Annotated in this window: 14 protein-coding genes; 8 read left to right on the forward strand and 6 right to left on the reverse strand. The window is 68.6% G+C overall.

The window, feature by feature from the left end; genetic code table 11:
• Nucleotides 1-21: 21 nt before the first annotated feature.
• Genes IPK71_29150 through IPK71_29160 form a run of 3 tightly spaced genes read left to right on the forward strand, consistent with a single transcriptional unit; the run spans nucleotide 22 to nucleotide 2,356 of the window.
• Complete coding sequence (locus IPK71_29150; GenBank protein ID MBK8217814.1) at nucleotides 22-414, forward strand: hypothetical protein; 393 nt, start codon at nucleotides 22-24, stop codon at nucleotides 412-414.
• On the forward strand, nucleotides 411-1,943 hold the full coding sequence (locus tag IPK71_29155) for a GMC family oxidoreductase (GenBank protein ID MBK8217815.1): 1,533 nt from the start codon (nucleotides 411-413) through the stop codon (nucleotides 1,941-1,943). The genes IPK71_29150 and IPK71_29155 overlap by 4 nt, the downstream gene beginning before the upstream one ends.
• Nucleotides 1,940-2,356 (forward strand): putative toxin-antitoxin system toxin component, PIN family, encoded by a 417-nt coding sequence (locus IPK71_29160; GenBank protein MBK8217816.1) that lies wholly within the window; start codon nucleotides 1,940-1,942, stop codon nucleotides 2,354-2,356. The genes IPK71_29155 and IPK71_29160 overlap by 4 nt, the downstream gene beginning before the upstream one ends.
• Here the strand turns inward: IPK71_29160 and IPK71_29165 are convergent.
• A complete protein-coding gene (locus tag IPK71_29165) occupies nucleotides 2,350-3,114 on the reverse strand; it encodes a guanylyltransferase (GenBank protein MBK8217817.1) in 765 nt (254 codons plus the stop codon). The genes IPK71_29160 and IPK71_29165 overlap by 7 nt on opposite strands.
• A gap of 102 nt (nucleotides 3,115-3,216) precedes the next feature.
• On the opposite strand from IPK71_29165, the gene IPK71_29170 reads away from it, so the two are divergent.
• Nucleotides 3,217-3,978, forward strand: a complete 762-nt coding sequence (locus tag IPK71_29170; protein ID MBK8217818.1) for a DUF4262 domain-containing protein — start codon at nucleotides 3,217-3,219, stop codon at nucleotides 3,976-3,978.
• A gap of 18 nt (nucleotides 3,979-3,996) precedes the next feature.
• Here the strand turns inward: IPK71_29170 and IPK71_29175 are convergent, their stop codons facing one another.
• Nucleotides 3,997-5,454 (reverse strand): metallophosphoesterase, encoded by a 1,458-nt coding sequence (locus tag IPK71_29175; protein MBK8217819.1) that lies wholly within the window; start codon nucleotides 5,452-5,454, stop codon nucleotides 3,997-3,999.
• A 190-nt stretch (nucleotides 5,455-5,644) separates the two neighbouring features.
• Between IPK71_29175 and IPK71_29180 the strand changes: the two genes are divergently transcribed.
• Entirely contained in the window at nucleotides 5,645-7,507 is a 1,863-nt protein-coding gene (locus IPK71_29180) for an alkaline phosphatase D family protein (GenBank protein MBK8217820.1), read from the forward strand.
• Here IPK71_29180 and IPK71_29185 read toward each other — a convergent pair whose 3' ends face one another.
• Entirely contained in the window at nucleotides 7,508-8,680 is a 1,173-nt protein-coding gene (locus IPK71_29185) for a glycosyltransferase (protein ID MBK8217821.1), read from the reverse strand.
• A gap of 170 nt (nucleotides 8,681-8,850) precedes the next feature.
• On the opposite strand from IPK71_29185, the gene IPK71_29190 reads away from it, so the two are divergent.
• The 3 genes from IPK71_29190 (at nucleotide 8,851) to IPK71_29200 (ending at nucleotide 13,575) form a co-directional block, all read left to right on the forward strand.
• A complete protein-coding gene (locus tag IPK71_29190) occupies nucleotides 8,851-10,716 on the forward strand; it encodes a hypothetical protein (protein ID MBK8217822.1) in 1,866 nt (621 codons plus the stop codon).
• Between the two features lie 166 nt (nucleotides 10,717-10,882).
• A complete protein-coding gene (locus IPK71_29195; protein ID MBK8217823.1) occupies nucleotides 10,883-12,832 on the forward strand; it encodes a peptidase M4 family protein in 1,950 nt (649 codons plus the stop codon).
• Nucleotides 12,833-13,098: 266 nt separating this feature from the next.
• Nucleotides 13,099-13,575, forward strand: a complete 477-nt coding sequence (locus IPK71_29200; protein MBK8217824.1) for a hypothetical protein — start codon at nucleotides 13,099-13,101, stop codon at nucleotides 13,573-13,575.
• Nucleotides 13,576-14,402: 827 nt separating this feature from the next.
• Here the strand turns inward: IPK71_29200 and IPK71_29205 are convergent.
• The 3 genes from IPK71_29205 to IPK71_29215 form a co-directional block, all read right to left on the reverse strand.
• The gene (locus IPK71_29205) at nucleotides 14,403-16,451 is read right to left on the reverse strand and encodes a S8/S53 family peptidase (GenBank protein MBK8217825.1); all 2,049 of its coding nucleotides are present in this window, start codon (nucleotides 16,449-16,451) and stop codon (nucleotides 14,403-14,405) included.
• Between the two features lie 178 nt (nucleotides 16,452-16,629).
• Complete coding sequence (locus IPK71_29210) at nucleotides 16,630-17,997, reverse strand: TIGR03013 family PEP-CTERM/XrtA system glycosyltransferase (protein ID MBK8217826.1); 1,368 nt, start codon at nucleotides 17,995-17,997, stop codon at nucleotides 16,630-16,632.
• Between the two features lie 229 nt (nucleotides 17,998-18,226).
• Complete coding sequence (locus tag IPK71_29215) at nucleotides 18,227-18,775, reverse strand: polysaccharide biosynthesis/export family protein (protein ID MBK8217827.1); 549 nt, start codon at nucleotides 18,773-18,775, stop codon at nucleotides 18,227-18,229.
• Nucleotides 18,776-18,778: the final 3 nt, after the last annotated feature.

Raw genomic sequence — 18,778 nt, forward strand, 5'->3', positions numbered from 1 at the left:
TCCGGTAGTCTTCGAGGTCCCGTGCTCGCCCTCGTACGCGCCGCCACCGTCCTCCTTTATCCCCGCACCGAAGATCTGCCGGGCGCCGAAGACTGCGATCTCGACGCCTTCCTCACCCGCTACCGCGACGAGACCACGCCGCTCGTGTGGGTGGGTGTCGTCCTCGGCGCGATCGTGTTCCATCTCACGCCGATCCTCACGGTGAAGGTGCCGCTGCCCGCGTTCTGGCTCCCCCCGAAGCTCGCCGATCGCCACGCCGACGCGATCGCCACGACCGACTCGTACCTGCTCCGCCAGGCCGTGTTCCTCGTGAAGCTCGTGGCCGGGCTCGCGTGGGCCTCGCACCCCGAGGTCCGAAAGCGGTTCGCGCTCGCCCCGCTCGAGGCCGACCCCGACACCTGGAGGACCGAATGACGCACGCCGGAGAGCCGCAACCGCGGGGGCGGCACGTCTCGTATCGCAGCAAGGACGACCTCGACCTCGACGCCGAGGTCGACTTCGTGGTCGTGGGCTCGGGCGCCGGCGGGGCCACGGCCGCGGTCACGCTTGCGAGGGGCGGAGCGAGCGTCGCCCTGGTCGAGGCCGGCGCGTGGCGCGATCCCGAGCACTACCCGCACTCGGTCTACGGCAGCATGCGCGACCTCATGGACGACTGGGGCGCGCAGGTCACCATGGGCCGCGCCCTCTGGCCCATCGTGCAGGCCCGCACCATGGGCGGCACCACCGTGATCAACAGCGCGATCTGCGTGCGCACGCCCGAGGACATCTTCGACAAGTGGTCGAAAGAACACGGGATTTCCGGCCTCAAACGCGCCGTCTGGGCCGCCCAAGACAGGGTCGAGCGCGAGCTCTCGGTCGAAGAGGTGCCCGAGGCCTCGCTCGGTCAGTCGAACCTCTACGCCATTCGCGGCGCGCAGAAGCTCGGCTTCCGCGAGTCGCACGTGATGCGCAGGTACACGAAGGGTTGTGCGGGCAGCGGCCAGTGCCTCCAGGGCTGCCGCGAGCGGCGGAAGCAGAGCACCAACGTCACCTACGTCCCTGAGGCCCTCGCGCTCGGCGCGCTCGTCGTGTCGTCGGCGCGCGTCGACAGGGTCACGCTCGAGGGCCGCAGAGCCACCGGCGTCGTGGGGCGGTTCGTGCACCCGCGCACCCGCGCCGAGGGCACCCGCGTGCGCATTCGGGCGAAAAAGGGCGTCGTCATGGCCGCGTCGGCCACGTGGTCGCCCGTGTTGCTCATGCGCTCGGGCATCAAGAGCAAGGCCCTCGGTCAGTTCTTCCGCGCGCACCCGGGCACCGGCGTCTTCGGCGTCTACGACGATCCGGTCGACATGAACACGGGCGCCACGCAGGGCTGGGCGAGCACCGGCTTCCGCAACGATCCCGGGCTCAAGCTCGAGACGCTCTCGATCCCGTTCGAGCTCGTCGCGAGCCGCCTCTCGGGCGGAGGGACCGAGCTCATGAAGCGGCTCACCGAGTACCGCCACGTGGCGATGTGGTGCCACGCCGTGCGTGCCGAGTCGGCCGGCACCGTGAAAGACAGCTTCTTCGGGAAACCCGAGGTCCGCTACACGCTCGACCAGGCCGACATGGAGCGCTTCCGAAAGGGCATGCACCTCGTCGCGAAGCAGCACGTCGCGGCGGGCGCCAAGGCCATTTTGCCTGGAATTTCCGGGGTCCCGTACAAGCTCGAGCCGAACCAGGTCGACCGCCTGCTCGAAGCACCGCTCGATCCGCGCGCCTACATCGCCATCTTGAGCCACCTCTTCGGCGGGTGTGTCATGGGCAGCGATCCGAGGACGAGCGTGGTCGACGGGCTCGGCCGCGTCCACGGCTACGAGGGCCTCGTCGTGGCCGACGCGTCGGTCATCCCCACGAACCTCGGCGTGAACCCCCAGCACACGATCATGGGCCTCGCGGCCACGTTCGCCGCGGCGATGCTTTGACCGAGCGGCTCCGCGTGGTCGTCGACACGAACGTGCTCGTGTCGGCGCTGTGGAGCCCCGGGTCCGTGCCCGCGCGCGCGCTCCTGCACCTCCTCGCGCACACGACGCTCGTGGTCGACGAACGCATCGTCGCCGAGTACCGAAAGACCCTCGAAAAACCGAAGCTCCGGCGCATCTCGGTCGAGGCACGCGAGGCGCTGCTCACGAGGCTCGAGGCCGAAGCGCTCCACCTCGGCGCGACCGCGGTCTACCCCGGCGCGCTCACGGATCCCGACGATCGCGCCTTCGTCGAGGTGGCCCTCGCCGGGCGATGCACGATGCTGGTCACCGGCAACCTACGCGACTTCCCGAGCACGCTCGGCTTCGAGGTGGTGCCCCCGGCCCACGTGCTCGGCGCGTTCGAGGCTCACTGACGTTCGACGATGCCGCGGACGAGGGCGGCGTAGGCGTCTTTCATGGGCAGCTCGTGATCGACGAAGTGCTCGCGGCGCACGGTCTCGACCTTCGCGCCGGTGCGGGGATCCGTCCCCTCGCGCACGACGTCGCGGAGGCGCACGGCCGAGCCTCGGCGCTGCCACGCCGGGAGGTCGGCGAAGTTTCGGCCGCGCGAGAAGAGGAGCTCGTTCCGGCCCGACACGCTCACGCCGCGGAGGCGCTTCGTGGCCTCGTCGTCCGAGAGGCCCTCGCCGCGGAGGAGCCAGTACGCGTGCCCGTTCAGGCAGTTTCGATGGGCGTCCTCTTGGCGCCAGAGAAAATAGTCGACCACGTCGTCCGCCGTGGGCAGCATCGAGATGCGCGCGTCGAAGGCCCCGATCCGACCGAGCTCGAGCGAGAACTTGGCGCTCGCCTCGCCCGCGAGCACGCTGAGGAGCTTGCGCAGCTTGCGCCCGAAGAGGGCCTCGTCGCGCCGAAAGAGGAGGTTGAGCTCGTCGCTCTGGGTGTACCCGTAGAGCACGGAAAAACCCGTGCTCTCGGACAGATACAACAAGGTCGCCACCATCGCGTCGCGGAGCCCGAGGTCGTACGGCTCGGTGAGGCCGAGGTCTCTCCGGGTGAGCTGCGAGAACGATCGCCCGTCGATGCGCGCCACCATGTGGAGGCCCGGGAGCACGGCGTGATCGTGCGCGGTCTCGAAGATCCGCATGCGGCGGTCGAGGGACTCGAAGCTCATCGCCCCCCACCGTAGCAAAAGGCCCACCTCCGAAACACGTGACGGCACGCGCGGGTCGGCCTATAGGGGCCTCGGCGTGGCGGTGGTCGCGCGAGCGGTCCCATGTCGAGCATCCAAAAGCGCATCCACGACGACGTCTCCCGCTTCGGCTGGCACGTCGTGAAGGTGCTCGGCGACGAGGACTTCCCGGCCTTCGCGTACACCGTGGGCCTCACGGTGACCTACGAGCACCCCGAGGTCATCGTCTTCGGCATCGGGGACGACCTCGACCTCATGCACCACCTGCTCGCGGTCATCCAGCGCCGCGTCGAGAAGGGCGAGCGGTTCGAGCACGGCGCGCGAAAGACAGGCATTTTGCCCGGGGTCTCGTGCCACTTCGCGCGCTTCCCCACCTCGGCGTACGAGGAGCACCTCGGCCAGGCCGTGCGGCACCTCGGCGGCGAGCGCTCCTTCTCGGTGGTCCAGTGCATCTGGCCCGACAAGAAGCGGCGCCTCCCGTGGGATCCGAAGGTCGACCTCGGGCTCCTCGCGCGGCAGCCCGTGTTCCTCCGCCCCGACGCCGGCCCCCGCGATCCGAAGTGGCCGTTCCCCGAGCCCCACTCCCGGCGCGCCCTCACGACGAAGCAGGTCATTCGTGGCGAAGAGCCGGTGCGCTTCGCGGGCCGCTTCGACGACGGCAGCTACCAGCTCGTCTGCGAGACCACCGACGACGAGGACGACCTCGCCTGGGTCACGCTCGGCTGGCTCCTCGACCACGATCCGAGCCTGCGCGCCGTCGCGAGCCTCGATCTCGGGGAAGCCAAGGTCCGCAAGGGACCGGGCAAACCGTTCCGCAAGGTCTCTCCCCCCGACGACGAGCCCTGAAGCGCGAGATACGGCCCGTCACGCGGGAGGCGCGTCGGGGCCCTCGTACTTGTGCGGCCCGTCGCCTCGCCACGCGCGGAGCTCGGCCTTCGGGCGACCTTCGTCGAGCTCGATGACGAGGTGGGTGCGCGCGGCGCGGTAGGGGTGCGCGTCGCCCTGGAGCTCCTCTTCCTCGGCCCACGAGCCGAGGTTGATGTACGTGGCGTCCCCGCCGTCGCTCACGGGCTCTACGACGGGGATGTGCGTGTGCCCCATGACGACGAACGCCGCGGGCAAGAGGCGCGCGAGCGTGCCGGCGCGGGCCGCCATCTCCTCGGCGGGGTCGAGCGTGCGCTGTTTCGCGAGGTACACGTGCGCGAGCACCCACGCGGCCAGGATGCCGATCGCCCCGTAGAGAAAACGACCGTGGAACATGCCGACGACCGCCACGATCGCGAGCGCCAAGCTCGAGAAGAGCCCGAGGGCGAGGCGATCGAGGAGGACGCTCCCGAGGATGCCCGGGATGGAGCGCGTGATCGGCGGTGCCTGGAGCGCCGCGAGCGCGCGGAGGCGGTCGGCGCCGAGGCGGGAGGCCTCCGCGAGCAAACCGAGCCGGCGTTCGTGCTCGGCGCGGAGCGTGCTCATCGCCTCCGAGAAGTGGGCCCGACGGAGCCGGAAGAGCTCGACCACGGCGTCCGAGAAGCGCGAGACGAGCCTCACCACGCCGCGCAGGCCGAGCTTGAGCCCGAAGCCGACGTAGTCGAACACCCCCAAGGTCTCGTGGCCGTGCTCCTTCATGCCGTCGGTCCGGCGGACGACGTAGCGGAGCAAGATGCTCGAGAACCCGCGCATGATGCGGCGCGGATCGAGCGGCGAGAGCGGGGCCATCACGTGCTCGTTCGCGCAGTACGGATCGTATTGGTGGCCGTGCTCGATGTAGGCGACGCCCTTCCAATAGAAGAACCAGGGCTCGAACTCGATGCGCGCGAGGAACGCGTCACGATCGAGGGACGGCCGCGTCGCCTCGGCGCGGCGGAGGAGCTCGGCGCGGAGATCGGACTTCACCTCGTCCCAGTGGAGCTCGACGTCGTGGTTTCCGTGCACGAGCGTGAGGGCGTTCCCCCGCGCGACCAGCTCGGCCAAGGCGTCGAACACGTCGGCGTGACGCGCGGTGACCCGGCGGAGCTTCTCGCGGGCGTGCTCGGCGGCGCTCCCGAGCCCGTGCACACGCTCTTCGTCGGTGAGCGTCCCCTCGAGGGCGCGATCGCCCTTCACGGTCATGCCGATGAAGTCGATGAAGTCGCCGGCGATAACGACCCGCCAGCGCTCGCCCGCGGGCGGCACGTCGGCGTAGTGACGGAGGAGCTTCGTCAGGTCCTCGTCGATGCCGTGCGAGCGGCGCGGCGAGGTGCCGTGATCGTTCAAATCGCTGCCGAGGTGCACGTCGGAGAAGACGAGCAGGCTCTCGGTGGGCGAAGGTTCGTCGGGCGGGATCACGCCCCTTCACTCTGCGGCCCGTCCGTGCCGAGGCACGTCATGTTCCGGTCAGGCCGCGGAAGGCTCCGCCGCGTGCCACGAACGAGGGCTGTATTCCGATGTACGACAGGGCGAAGGCGCGTACGTGTCTGCCGAAATCGTCACACGGACGACGTGTCAGGTGGCGCCCGACGTGACAAGCTTCGCGCCCATGAAGCGTCGTGACTTCCTTCTCGGCTCGTTGGCGTCGGTGCTTTATGTCGCGTGCGGCAGCGACTCGGGAGGCACGACGCCCCCCGGGGAGGACGCCGGCACCACGACGCCCGACGGCGGCACCACGCTCCCCGACGGCGCGACGAAGCCTTTGACCCCGACGTCTCCCGCCGAGGCGAGCGACAAGGTGTTCCCCCAAGGGCTCGCCTCGGGCGATCCGCGCCCCGACAAGGTCCTCCTCTGGACGCGCGTCGAGCCCCAGGGCGCCGGGAAGGCGCAGACCGACACCATCGACGTCGAGGTGGTCGTGGCGAAGGACGAGGCGCTCACCGACATCGTCGCGCGCACCATGGCCAAGGCCACCCCCGACGCCGACCACACCGTGCGCGTCGCGCCCACCGGGCTCTCGGCCGGCACGGTGTACTACTACCGCTTCGAGGCCCAGGGCACGACGACGCGGGTCGGCCGCACCAAGACGGCGCCCGCGCGCGACGCGGACGTCGGCGTGAAGTTCGCGTTCTGCTCCTGCCAAGACTACATCGGGCGCTACTGGCACTCGTGGCAGGCCCTGCTCGACGAGAAGGCGCCGCTCGATTTCATCCTCTACCTCGGGGACTACATCTACGAGACGGTGAACGATCCGCGCTTCCAGTCGACCTCGCCCGACCGCGAGATCAAGCTGCCCGACGGCATGGACACCTCGGCCGAGCAGAACGGCTCGCGCACCGCCGCGAAGACCCTCGCCGACTACCGCACGCTCTACAAAATCTACCGCAAGGACCCGCTGCTCAAGGAAGTGCACCGGCTCTACCCGTTCGTCGTCACGTGGGACGATCACGAGTTCGCCGACGACTGCTGGGCCGACCACTCGACGAGCTTCAACGAGCTCGACCCGGTGACGAAGGGCTTCACCGACGAGAAGAACACCCCGCGGCGGCTCGCCGCGAACCGCGCCTTCTCGGAGTACCAGCCCGCCGACATCACGTACGACGCGAACGCCTCGTTCCCGAACGACATCAAGATCTACCGGCAGCTCGCCTTCGGGAAGCACGTCGATCTGTTCATGACCGACCAGCGCATGTTCCGGGACGATCACCTCGTCCCCGAGGGCCCGCGGGACCTCGCCATCGGCAAGGTGTCGGCGAACAGCTCCGTCGGCTCGCGCTACTTCGTGCGGAAGTCGGTCTACGACGAGCGCGAGACGCAGAAGAAGCCCTCGCTCTTGGGCGGCGCGCAGAAGGCCTGGCTGGTCGACGCCGTGCGCGGCTCGAAGGCCACCTGGAAGGTGTGGGGCAACGAGGTGCAGATGTACCAGATGGCCCTGAGGCTCTCGGATCTGCCGGGCGTGCCGGCGCTCTTCTCGTACACGGCGTACGTGAACACCGACCAGTGGGACGGCTTCCGCTCCGAGCGCGCCGAGATCCTGCGGGCGTTCCGCGCGGCCAAGGTCGAGAACTTGCTCGTGTGCACCGGCGACATCCACGCCTTCTTCGCCGCCGAGCTCCACGAGGACTTCGACGCGCCCAGCGCGAAGCCCATCGGCGTCGAGTTCGTCACGGCCGGCATCTCGTCGGCGTCCATGAATGCCCTCGTCGACAACCTGCTCCCGCAGGGCAACGCGCTCCGCTTCATCGCCGACGCGTTCGTGAGCTCGGCCCCTGCCTCGCTCAAGGCCTCGAACCCGCACCTCAAACACGCCGATCCCGACGCCTACGGGTTCGCCCTGGTCGACGTCGACGGCACACGCGCCGAGGTCACGTTCGTCCAGCTCGGAGACCCGAAGCAGAAGACGTCGTCGGGCGTGGTCGCGCGCACGAAGCTCGTCACCCGCGCGGGCACGGGCACCATCGTCGCCGGCTGATCAGCGCCGCGCGCGCACGACGCCCTCGAGCACCGCGCGGAGCTTCTCGGCGCTCTCGGCCCAGGTGCCGGGGCCCGTCTTTCGTATCTCCTCGGGATCCCAAGCTTTTCCGAGGCACTCGACGATGGCCCGGGCGAGCGCGCCCGCGTCCTTCGGGGGCACGATGCGGCCCGCTTGGGGATCGCGGAGCACGTCGGGGACGCCGCCGACGCGGGTCGCCACGACGGGCCTGCCGCTCGCGAGCGCCTCGAGCACCGCGTTCGGGGTGCCCTCGCGCCAGCTCGGGAGCGTGAAGAGATCGCTCGCGCCGTGCCACGCCGCGATGGCCGACAAGGGCTGGCCGCCGAGCACACGCACCGCCTCGCCGTGCCCCTTTGCCCACGCGTCGACCTTGGCGCGCGAGACGCCGTCCCCCGCGAGCACGAGCGTCGCGTTGGGGACCTCGCGCACGACCGCGTCCCACGCGGTCATGAGCTCGTCGATGCCCTTGGCCGGCTCGAGCCGACCGACGAAGAAGACGACCTTGCGCGAAGGGTCGACGCCGAGCGACTCGCGCGCCTCGGCCCTGCCTCGGACGTGGAAGACCGCCTCGTCGACGCCATTGCCGACGAGGTGGATGCGCGATCTCGGGACCCCGAGCCCGGCGAGCTCGTCCGACAGCGGCTCCGACACGGACACGAGCGCGTCGGCCATGGGGAGCACCTTGCGGAGCACCGCGCGGGCGCTCGGGCGCTTCGCGATCACGTTGAGATCCGAGCCGTGCACCTTCACGACGCAGGGCTTCCCGAGCATCTTGGCGAGCAGGATCGTCGCCGCGGCGTCGGGGTAGGCCCACGTGCCGAAGAGCACGTCGGCGCGGGCGAGGCGCGCGCGGTGAGGGAGCGCCGAGGCGAGGTAAAGAGGCACCGCGACGGGCACCCCCACCTTGGGCACGTAGAGCTGACGCAGGTACGTCGTCGGAATGCCCGCGACGACCTCGTGCGGAGGGAGGCCCGCGAGCTTCGCCGGCCTCGGAGGCTGCCCCGTGAGGCGCGACAAGGGGAAGCTCGCCACCGCCGCGAGCACCTCGAGCTCGCACGTCTTCGCGAGCTCACGGAACTGCTGCACGTTGAACGCCGCCGCGAGGGGCTCGAGGCTGTTCGGCCAAATCTGCGTTACGGCGACGACCCTCACTCGGCCGAGGGTACGGGGCCTTGTGTGCGGTTAGAAGATCGCTTTTGGGCTCGGCAGATGAAAATCCCGAACGCTGTCGGGTTTTCGGTTGGAGGCCGAGACAAGGTGGGGCAACATCGCGGAGAGGTGGGCGGAGGGCGAGCACGCACCCGTCACCCCGCTCCTTCCCCATGTGGCTCCTCCTCCTCGCACAGCTCGCTCAGCCGGCCCCGGCGCCGGCACCGAAGCCTGCGACCGCGCCCGCCGCGCAGCCGGCCCCCTCCGCGGCCGCCGCACCGACGCAGCCCACCCAACCCACCCAGCCCACGCGTGCGGCGGTGGGCGCGGGCGCGGCGCCCCCCGTGGTCGACCCACGCACCACGGCGCCCGAGGGCTCGAACGTGCTCCCGGTCGACCCGCGCACCACCCGCGACGAGCAGTTCGACCCCCGCGCCGCCGCGCAAGCCGCCGAAGATCAGCGTGAGCTCACGGCGCGCGCCCAGGCCCGCGCCCAACAGATGACCGCGCTCACGGGCACCCGCATCCGCGTGGTCGACCCGGAGGGCCGCCTCATCCAGCATCGGCCCGTCGAGATCACCGCGAGCACGTCGCTCGTCGGCGGCTACAACAGCAACGTCATCCAGACGGCCGACTTCGAGGGCGGCCCCATCACCAAGCGCGCCGCGCTCTACAACGCCCTCGAGGGCCGCGTGGAGCTCGACTTCTGGGGCAAGGCCGAGGAGCCCCAGTCGGTGAGCGTGCAGGTGCTCGGGCAGCAGTACTACAAGCTCGACGACGGCCCCTCGCTCCCCCAGGACGGCAGCATCCTCGCGCTCTACGGCGGCGGGTTCTCCCTCGGGAAGAGCACGCGCCTCGGCATCCGCGCCTTCACGAGCCTCCAGACCTTGAACTCCACGCGCCAGCAAGACGGCGTGCTCTTCCAGGTCGATCCGGCGAACCTCCAGCGCACCTTCACGCTGTCGAACCTGAGCTTCCAGCTCCAGCAAGAGATAAACTCGAGCACCCGCTACGTGCACGTGCTCGGCGCCACGATGAGCACCACCCTGCGGGACGAGCCCACGCTCCTCCAAGACGGGAGCCGGCTCTTCCACCGCGGCCTCGACTACGTGCAGCTCAACACGCTCGGCGCCGTCATCCACGACTTCGGCACCAAGGTGCGCGGCTTCGCCGACCTCGAGTACGAGGCCATCTACAACAACTTCTTCCTCGACTTCACCCGCGAGAAGCCCGTGCGCCGCGGCGACTTCTCGCAGCACCTCGGCCGCGCGAACCTCGGCTCCACCTACATCTTCAACGACGCGCTCTCGGCCACGGGCCGCGCGGGTGTGGCGATCGCCACCGTGCCGTCCCCGTCGTTCCCGCCGCTGCCCGTCGATCCGAACGACCCGAACGCCCTCGATCCGAACGACCGCAGCGCCATCCTTAGCCCGCTCGGCTCGGCCGAGATCCTCTACCAAAAGCCCACGTTCAACGCCGAGCTCATCGCCGGCTACACGTTCGGCTCGGCGAACCCGCGCATCGGCTTCGGCCGCACCGTGCAGGTCGACGCGGTGGTGGGCGGCGTGCCCTTCCCGAACGACAAACGCCTCCGCAACATCGCGCTCCTCTTCACGGGCTCGGTGAGCCGCGCCGTCCTCCGCCCCACGAACGACGGCGAGGCCTTCCTCACGTTCGTCGGCATGACGGCCCTCGTGCGCTACCGCATCACGAACTGGCTCGGCGCGCTCGGCGGGTACTCGAACCGCTACGTGAACTTCTCGGGCACGCTCGCCGCGCCCGACCTCATGCGCCACCAGGTGTTCTTCGGGCTCTCGGGCTTCTTCACGACCGACACGACCGAGCCCCCCCGCCCCTCTCCGTCTTCGCGCCCCCGCGCCCCACGGGCTGATTCGCGGGGCGAATCAGCCCTGCCTTGTCGTCGGAGGACTCCGTCCTCCGCCCCACGGGAAAAGCCCGCTGGGGCCCCATGGGCGTTGGATCGGAGCGGTGGCGGGAGCGTGCGGTGGGGCGGGAATTGGGTGACCGGTTGCGCGTGATCCAGGTGACGTCCGTGGTCCGGTGTGGATCGTGCGTCATCCAACACGCCATGCGGCACCTACATGGGGCGATGGCGGCGCCTTCCTGAATTCCCCGAGAGAATCGATCGCGTCTCCGAACGCCAAGGAGGTCCCGTCGTGGCTCGAGGCTTGCTTCGATTGGGGCATGGCCCATCGCTCGTTCCGCAGCGTCCTCGGTGTGCTCCCGGTCCTCGCGCTCGCCGCCTGCGCCAGCCACGGCGACGGCGACGACCCGAGCGCCCTCGAAGCCTCCCACGCGCAGAGCCTCGCCGAGGCCACGGGCGGCACGTTCCGCGTCGAGATGTCCCGCGAGCTCGCGAACGTGCGGCACGTCGAAGGCCGCATGGCCCACGCCGCCCTCGAGGGCGCCACGGCCCACGAGAAGGCCCTCTCGCTCTTCAAGGCGCAGCCGAAGCTCCTCGGCCTCGCGAGCCCGGCCCACGAGCTCCGCGTCGAGCGCGAAGAGGCGAGCGAGTCGGGCACCCACGTGCGCTTCCAAGAGACCGTGGCGGGCATTCCGGTGCGCGGCGCCGAGGTCACCGTGCACTTCGGGCGCGACGGCGAGCTCTTCTCGATGGACGCGCGCATCGTGCCCGGCCTCACGATCGACCCGACCCCGAAGCTCACGGCCGACGAGGCCCGCGCCCGCGCCACGAGCGAGCTCCTCGCCCGGGTGCCCGGCATCGCCTCGGGGGACGTGCGCGAGGGTGCGCAGCCCGAGCTCGTGGTGTTCGCCGAGCCCGGCCGCGAAGCCCGCCTCGCGTGGCACCACGTGGCCCGCGCGATGAGCCAAGAGACGGCCGCGGTGCTCGACGTCACGCTCGACGCGCTCACCGGCGAGGTGCTCGAGGCCTTCGACGACCTCGAGACGATCAAGGTGAAGGGCGCGGGCGTGCTCGGCGACGAGAAGGAGTTCGAGGCCACGCAGAACGGCACCACGTTCACCATGGTGGACGGCACGCGCCCCGCACAAATTCGCACGTTCACCGCGGGCACCCAGCAGACCTTGCCCGGCACCGCGGTCACCTCGCAGATGCAGAACAGCTGGGACAACGTGCAGCGCGGCAAGGGCGCGGCGGTCGACGCCCACTTCTACGCGGCGTTCGTCTACGACTACTACAAGTCGCGCTTCGGCCGGAACGGCATCGACGGCAACAACGCGCCGATGGTGTCGACGGTGCACTTCGGGAACGCGTACGACAACGCCTTCTGGGACGGCACCCAGATGGCCTACGGCGACGGCGGCACGGCCTTCCGCGCCCTCTCCGCGGGCATCGACGTGGTCGCCCACGAGTTCACGCACGGCGTCACCACGAGCACCTCGAAGCTCGTCTACCAGGGCCAGCCGGGCGCGCTGAACGAGGCCATCTCGGACATCCTCTCGACGTACATCGAGCACGCCTACAAACCCGACGACGCCAAGAACTGGGTCACCGGCGAGAACGTGGGCCTCGGCGGCCCGATTCGGGATCTCACGAACCCGAAGGCGAAGCGCCAGCCCTCGAACATGAAAGAGTTCGTGAACACGCAGCAGGACAACGGCGGCGTGCACATCAACTCGGGCATCCCCAACAACGCCGCGTACCTCATGACGATGGGCGGCACGAACCCGTACTCGCAGATCAAGGTGGGCGGGAAGCTCGGCTGGGAGAAGGCCGAGAAGCTCTGGTACGAGGTCGAGACGAAGTACTTCCAGGCCCGCACCGATTTCGCCGGCGCCGCGACCATGACCGTGAACGCCGCCACCGCGCTCGGGTACACCCCGGCCGACATCGCCGTCGTGAAGTGCGCGTGGATCGCCGTCGGGGTCATGCAGGGCACGTGCGATCCCGCGGCGAGCGGGTCGCCCTCCCCCGCCCCGAGCGGCTCGTCGACCTCGCCCACGCCCTCGCCGAGCCCGTCCGGCTCCTCGAGCACCGGGACGCCCGCGCCCGGCACGCCTCAAGGGGTCGCCCCGACGCCCCGCGACGGCCTGCTCTCCTCGCGCAACGACGGCTGCAACCAGTCCGGGAGCGGCACGAAAGACGTGTCGGCCATCGTCGGCGTGGGCCTCGTGCTGGGCGCCCTCGCCCGCCGCCGCAAGACCACGCGCTGACGCGGAGGGCCCGGGGGCCACTCCCCCGCGAGGCGTACCGATCCATCGCTACGGGGAGGCATCCCTCCCCTGCGGGTAGGGGCAACCTACCCATCGGCTAGGTCGGTCCTACCCGCTGGCACCACCAACCTTCCGTGAGGAGCCACGGAGCTAGGGAGCCCCTAGGTAGTGTCGCCACGGTGTCGAGGCCAAGGTTCCAATCGTGGGGGAAGGTGCCCTGTACGGCGGGGTGGATGCCAGGCCCTACGGGCAGGTATATAGAGGGAATGGATCAAACGCGCGTAAACAACAGGGCTTTGAAACAGACGGTAACCAGGGCGAAGGCCAAGCTCGACGAGGTGCACGAGCTTCTCGCCGCCATGCTTCCACTCCTAACCGACGCCCAGCGCGCGACCGTGCCCCGCGTACGCGCTGACTTCCCGGATGCCGCGCGATCGCTCGCGGTCGAAAGCGCCGACCACGCCGACGTGGTCGCCGCGACCGACTACGATGCCGAAGCCGTCATTGAAGACATCGACAACGTGAAGGCGCTCGACGAGCTCGATCGCGTGGTGGGCATCATTCGACGGCGAATCGACGATGCGCGTCTCGTGTGGAGCGCTGAGGCCTACGTTCCCTCGCTCGAACTGTACGGCGTGGCAAAGGTGCGCGCGAAGAAGGACGCGAAGCTTGCGAGGGCGATAGAGCCGCTCGCAGAGGTCTTCTCAACAACACGCAAGAAGTCGAAACAAGACGGGAAGTAGTCGCCGAGTCGCGGGGCTGCCCCTTCAGACGCCGCCCCGCATCTCGCCACCAAGTCTGTGAATCAGAAACGGTCGGAAACGGGCCGGTCCTAGGGGAGCTTGCCCTGGCACACGGCGATCCCCGCGTCCGACGAGCCTCCTCCGGGTGCTGGCCCGCCACCACCTGTCACCCGTTCAGCGCAGAGTCCCGAGCAGCAGTCTGACGACCGCTGGCACTGGATCCCAAGCGCGAGGCACGAGGGCGATGCATCGGCACTCGAATCCACGACCGTGCCATCGACGACGGACGCATCCGCAGGCGGAGTCGGGTCATCTGCGCATGCTGGAAGCCCGAGGGGGAGAACGAAGGCGAGCGAGTAGAAACGTTTCACGGGTTCCTCTTCCTGTGTTTGGGCCGCGAGCTGCGGCTGGTGCTCCGAGTCTCCGACCCGTGTTCTATCGCACACATGCCGGCACGCGAACAAGCTCGACGAACAGGCTTGGGGAACACACTTCCCGATGGCGGGGGACGGACACCAGTTCACATCTGGTTGGGGGAGCGCACGCGAGCGCGCACTCCCGAGCTTCGCGCAGGCAGCGCTGCTGCCCGGCCGTCGCGGCCGGAAAACACTCTTGGCCGAGCGCGCAACATTCCGCAATCGTCGGCGTTCCTCCGTCCGCAGCCGCACACTCAGCGTACGACATCACCACCGAGGCATCGGCGACCGCGGCATCCCGGGCCCCCCCGGAGCCATCGGAGAATCCACTAAGATCGTCCGTCCTCCCCCCGCAGCTAGGGAGCAGGATCGCCGCGACACCGAGAAACCTAGGCCACCGAGATTGCCCGCTCATGGGCGCACGAAAATGACGTCATGGGCAACCCGATCGACCTTCTTCTCGCACTTTCGCACCTCTCCCTGCCACGCAATGAACAGCTCATAATCCCCGTCCTCGGGGACTACGACATCGAACCCCTCGTTCGTGTCATCGAGCGACTGGGAACCGTACACGTACCGACTCCGCGACTTGTCGTAGAGGTACAGATCGAAATCGTTGGCGAGGTCCGCGAGGATGCCCGTACCGTCCAGCACCTTCGTGCGTTTCGGGCACGAGTCCCAGCTAATCGTAGCGCGAACGCGAGCCCCGGCGAGCAGACTGCGGGCCGTCAGGACGTAGCCCGGCTTGCCCGTCGGCCCGTTGTGCGAGGAAGGGCTGACCTCCCCGGGAGGAACGTTCGAGTACTCGCCCGTCGGAAGCGGCTCGCTCGTAGTTTCACCGGGAATGGTGGTGCCAGTCACTCGGTCCGGGTCCGATGCCGCGCACGGTCCGAAAACAGGAAACCCCGCTCCGTCCTTTTGGTCACCGGGGCCCAACAAACCGTACGGGGTAGGTTGAGGGGTCGAGTACTTCCAGCCGTCCGGATTGATGACATGCGCGAGATTGCGAGCTGCCGCTCGGGCAGCGAGGTGCTCGAAGTAGGGGAGGCCGCACGCCTTGGCCGCGAGCCCGAGCTGACTTGCAACACTTGGCGCGGCACCACTGGTACCGGCGAACCCTCCCCAGGATGTCGGCCCGGACAGCGTGGCCCCTTCCATGAGGTTGAAGCTAGGGACACACGAGCCCCCCTGCCCCGCGTAGGAGACCACGTCCGGCTCCTCCCGGTCCGTGGCATATCCCCCGAGCCGCGCGTTCGCGTGCGAGGACGCGCAGAACATTCGTCCCACGTCATCAAGCCCTCCCGTGCACACGCTATTTCCAGTCGTCGCGCACGCTACGTCGTTCTCACCAGTCGTTTGATTGCCTGAGGAGACTAGGAAGGTCATGTCGAAGTTGCGCGCATAGTAGTCGGTCGTATACCCGTGCGCGCCATCGTTCCCGCTCCCACCATGGCAACGAAACGTCTCGGTCACCACGTGAACATCGTTTTCCAGAAGCCAATCAAGCTGCTTGATGTAGTCTGTTAAGGAGCACGCGTCCCCGCCGTTGGCGATATAGAGCGATGCCTCCGACGCGTTCCGATTCCCTCCCGACTTTGCATGGGAGACGACACTCGCCACCGCGGTCGCGTGCGCTCCCGTACAGCGGCCGTTGCGGCAGGCGTTCTGTTGTGGCTGCACACAGTCGCTATCCGAGTCGCACGATGTCGGTGTCGTTTGGTAGTGGATGTCGGCTAGCGCAAAGGCCTCATGCTTGTCATAGATTGCTCCGGACCCGAGTCCGAGCTCGATGATACCGAGCCGGATGCCGCTCCCAAAGTTCCCGTTTGAGTTGAACTCGATGTCATTGCGGAGGACGGTGGTCGGGTCGACGATACCAAAGGCCTCACCCGATCTGCGGGGCCGCACGTCCAACACCTGCATGGTCCCGGAGGGGGGCCGCGCGACGAGCGCTTTCCACGCGGAGCGCGAAGCTTCGAGCATCACGAACGCCGAGAACTTGCTCGCGTAGACCGAGCGAAACTCCGGGCCGGCAGCCCTCAACCATGTGGCGACGGCCCGGGACGCGGACTCGCCGTTCGGCCGCCCTCTCCCACCGGACGCGAGTACCTCATCGGTCTCAACCACGACTGCGGCACGAATGGTCTCCCCATCGTCGGCCGCCTCAAGCTGGTCGAGGAAGGCCGGAGCGAACTGCCTCGGTGTGCCCGAGATCTTGCGTTCAAGATCCTCCAACCGCTCCCGCCGACCATCCGGGTACTCCACCGTCGACGCGATCGGTGACTTCCGGATCGTGACGAGCTGCTGAAGCTCGGGGACCCACCTCCGCGCGACATATTCCACCGGGAGACTCGTGCGTTCGGCGAGGCTCGGGTCGGAATCCGGGAAGGTGGAACAGCCCAGAGAGCCCGAGGCGAGGGTAGCCGCCACGAGCGGAGGGAGGATCAACGTGCGCTTCATGGCAGGCATCCGACCACATAGATTGAACGAGGTCAAGCCAAAGACCGACAAGTGGATTGAAGAGGCTGTCGCTGTCTCTGTTTGCTGTGCGTGTGACTTATCGAGGTGCGGCGCCGAGCGCTGTCGAATGGTAGGGGGCCTCGCTTGGGCCGCCTAGCTCCGCGCGGGCCCCTACGGGTCAGCGCGAGCCGATGCGGAAGAGCACGACCTTCACCGTGTCGAGCATGACGGAGAGGTCGAAGAGCACCGAGTACGACTTGATGTAATAGAGGTCGTACTCGAGCTTCTCGAGCATGTCCTCGGCCGACGCGCCGTACTTGCAGCGCACCTGCGCGTGCCCCGTGACGCCGGGCTTCACGTAGAGCCGCTGCCGAAAGAAGGGGACCTGCTGCTCGAGCTGCTCGATGAACACCGGACGCTCGGGGCGCGGGCCCACCATGCTCATCTCGCCCTTCAGCACGTTCCAGAGCTGCGGCAGCTCGTCGATGCGGGTCTTGCGGATGAACGCGCCCACCTTGGTGACGCGGTCGTCGTTCTCTTTGGCGAACTGCGCGCCGTGTTTCTCGGCGTCGATCCGCATGCTGCGGAACTTGAGGATGGTGAAGAGCTTGCCGAACTCGCCCGCGCGCACCTGCTTGTAGAGGATGGGGCCCTTCGACTCGAGCCGGATGAGCACCGTGGCGAGCAGCATGATGGGCGCCGCGAGCACGAGCCCGATGAGCGCGCAGACCACGTCGAGGATGCGCTTCAAGCGGCGCGTGGTGAGGCGCGCGGTGAAGCCCTCGGCGAAGATGAGCTGGCTCGGCTTGAGATCCCGCACGTAGATCTTGCCGGTGATCTCCTCGTAGAAATCGATGCCCTCTTGCACCTCGACGCCGCGGAACTTCACCTCGAGGAGCTGGTCGACCGGGAGCGTCCCGCGCCTGTCGGGGTAGGCCACGAGCACGAGCTCCACGTCTTCTTTCGCCACGATCTCGGCGAGGTCCGCGTAGATGCCGACGATGCCCTGCTCGGAGTCGATCATGGAGCGCTCGCGGCCGAGCATGCCGACGAGATCGAGGCCGTAGCTCGGGTTGTCGCGGATCATCTCGGCGAGCTCTTTGCCGAGGCCGCTCGTGCCGAGCACGATCACCTTGCGCCGGAACCCCGCCGTGTCGGTGACCGAGTCGTAGAAGATGCGCCACGAAGGCAGCACCACCGCGACCAGCGCGACCGACGAGAGGTAGATGCCTCGCCCGATCTCGAAGCGCGGGAAGAGGTAGTAGACGAGCACGTTCACGAGCGTCGACAGGGCGAGCGACTTCAAGACCTTGGAGAAGGCCTGCTGCGGCTGCCGCACGAAGCGCGGGTCGAAGAAGCCCGCGTAATAGAGGACGCCCTGCATCACCACGGCGAACACGATCGCGCGCTTGCCGACGTTCGCGTAGCTGAGGCCCGTGTGCACGCCGAGCCGAATGACGCCCGCGAGCACCACGAGCAGCCCCACGAGGACCATCTCGAAGAGGAAGACGAGGATCCGCCTTGGCGAACGAATGAGATCGAACATCGCGCGTCAGCTTCCTTTACGCACCGGGAGGGTTGGTGAAGGATTCCAGAAGCAGAAGGCGAGCACGAAACGGACGTCCCTGCACGGACGATCGCCCAGGTCCCCCTCGAGCGCTCCCCCCGGACGAGCCACGATCGACACGACGCCCCCTCTCTGCCTCACCCCGCCCCTCGAGACCGTTCCCCGGGGACGATGCCCTCAGGGAACGATGCCCTCAGGGACGATGCCCTCAGGGGACGATAACGGTGTCGCCGGTCTGGAGGAGCAGGTTCTGCTGCAGGTCTCCCGTCTTTACGACGGCGCTGTAGCTGAACGGGATGCGGCGCTCGCCCCGCGCGTCTTTGCGGACGATGACGATCTCGTCCTCGGACGCGAGGCGCGTGAAGCCGCCCGCGAGCGCGAGCCCCTGGACGACGGTGACCTGGTGGTTCGGCGTGAACTCCCCGCCGCGCTGCACCTCGCCGACGACGTAGATTTTGTACGAGCGCACCTCGGTCACCTGCACGGTGATCGGGGGCTGGTCGGCGAAGTACTTGGTGACCCGCTTGGCGATGTCGGCCGCGACCTCGTCGACGTTCTTGCCCTCGGCCATCAAGTCGCCGAAGAGGGGCATCGACACGGCGCCGTCCGGGCGGACGGTGACGGTCTGGCTCACCTCGTCGTGCTTCCACACCGAGATGCGGATCACGTCCCCCGGGCCGATTTTGTAGCCCGCCGCGCGCTCGGCTGCCCAGTTGTAGGTTCGAACGCCCGTGCAGCCGCCCAGCGCGGGGGCCATGCA

This window comes from Myxococcales bacterium (assembly GCA_016712525.1).
Classification (GTDB): Bacteria; Myxococcota_A; Polyangia; order Polyangiales; family Polyangiaceae; genus JAAFHV01.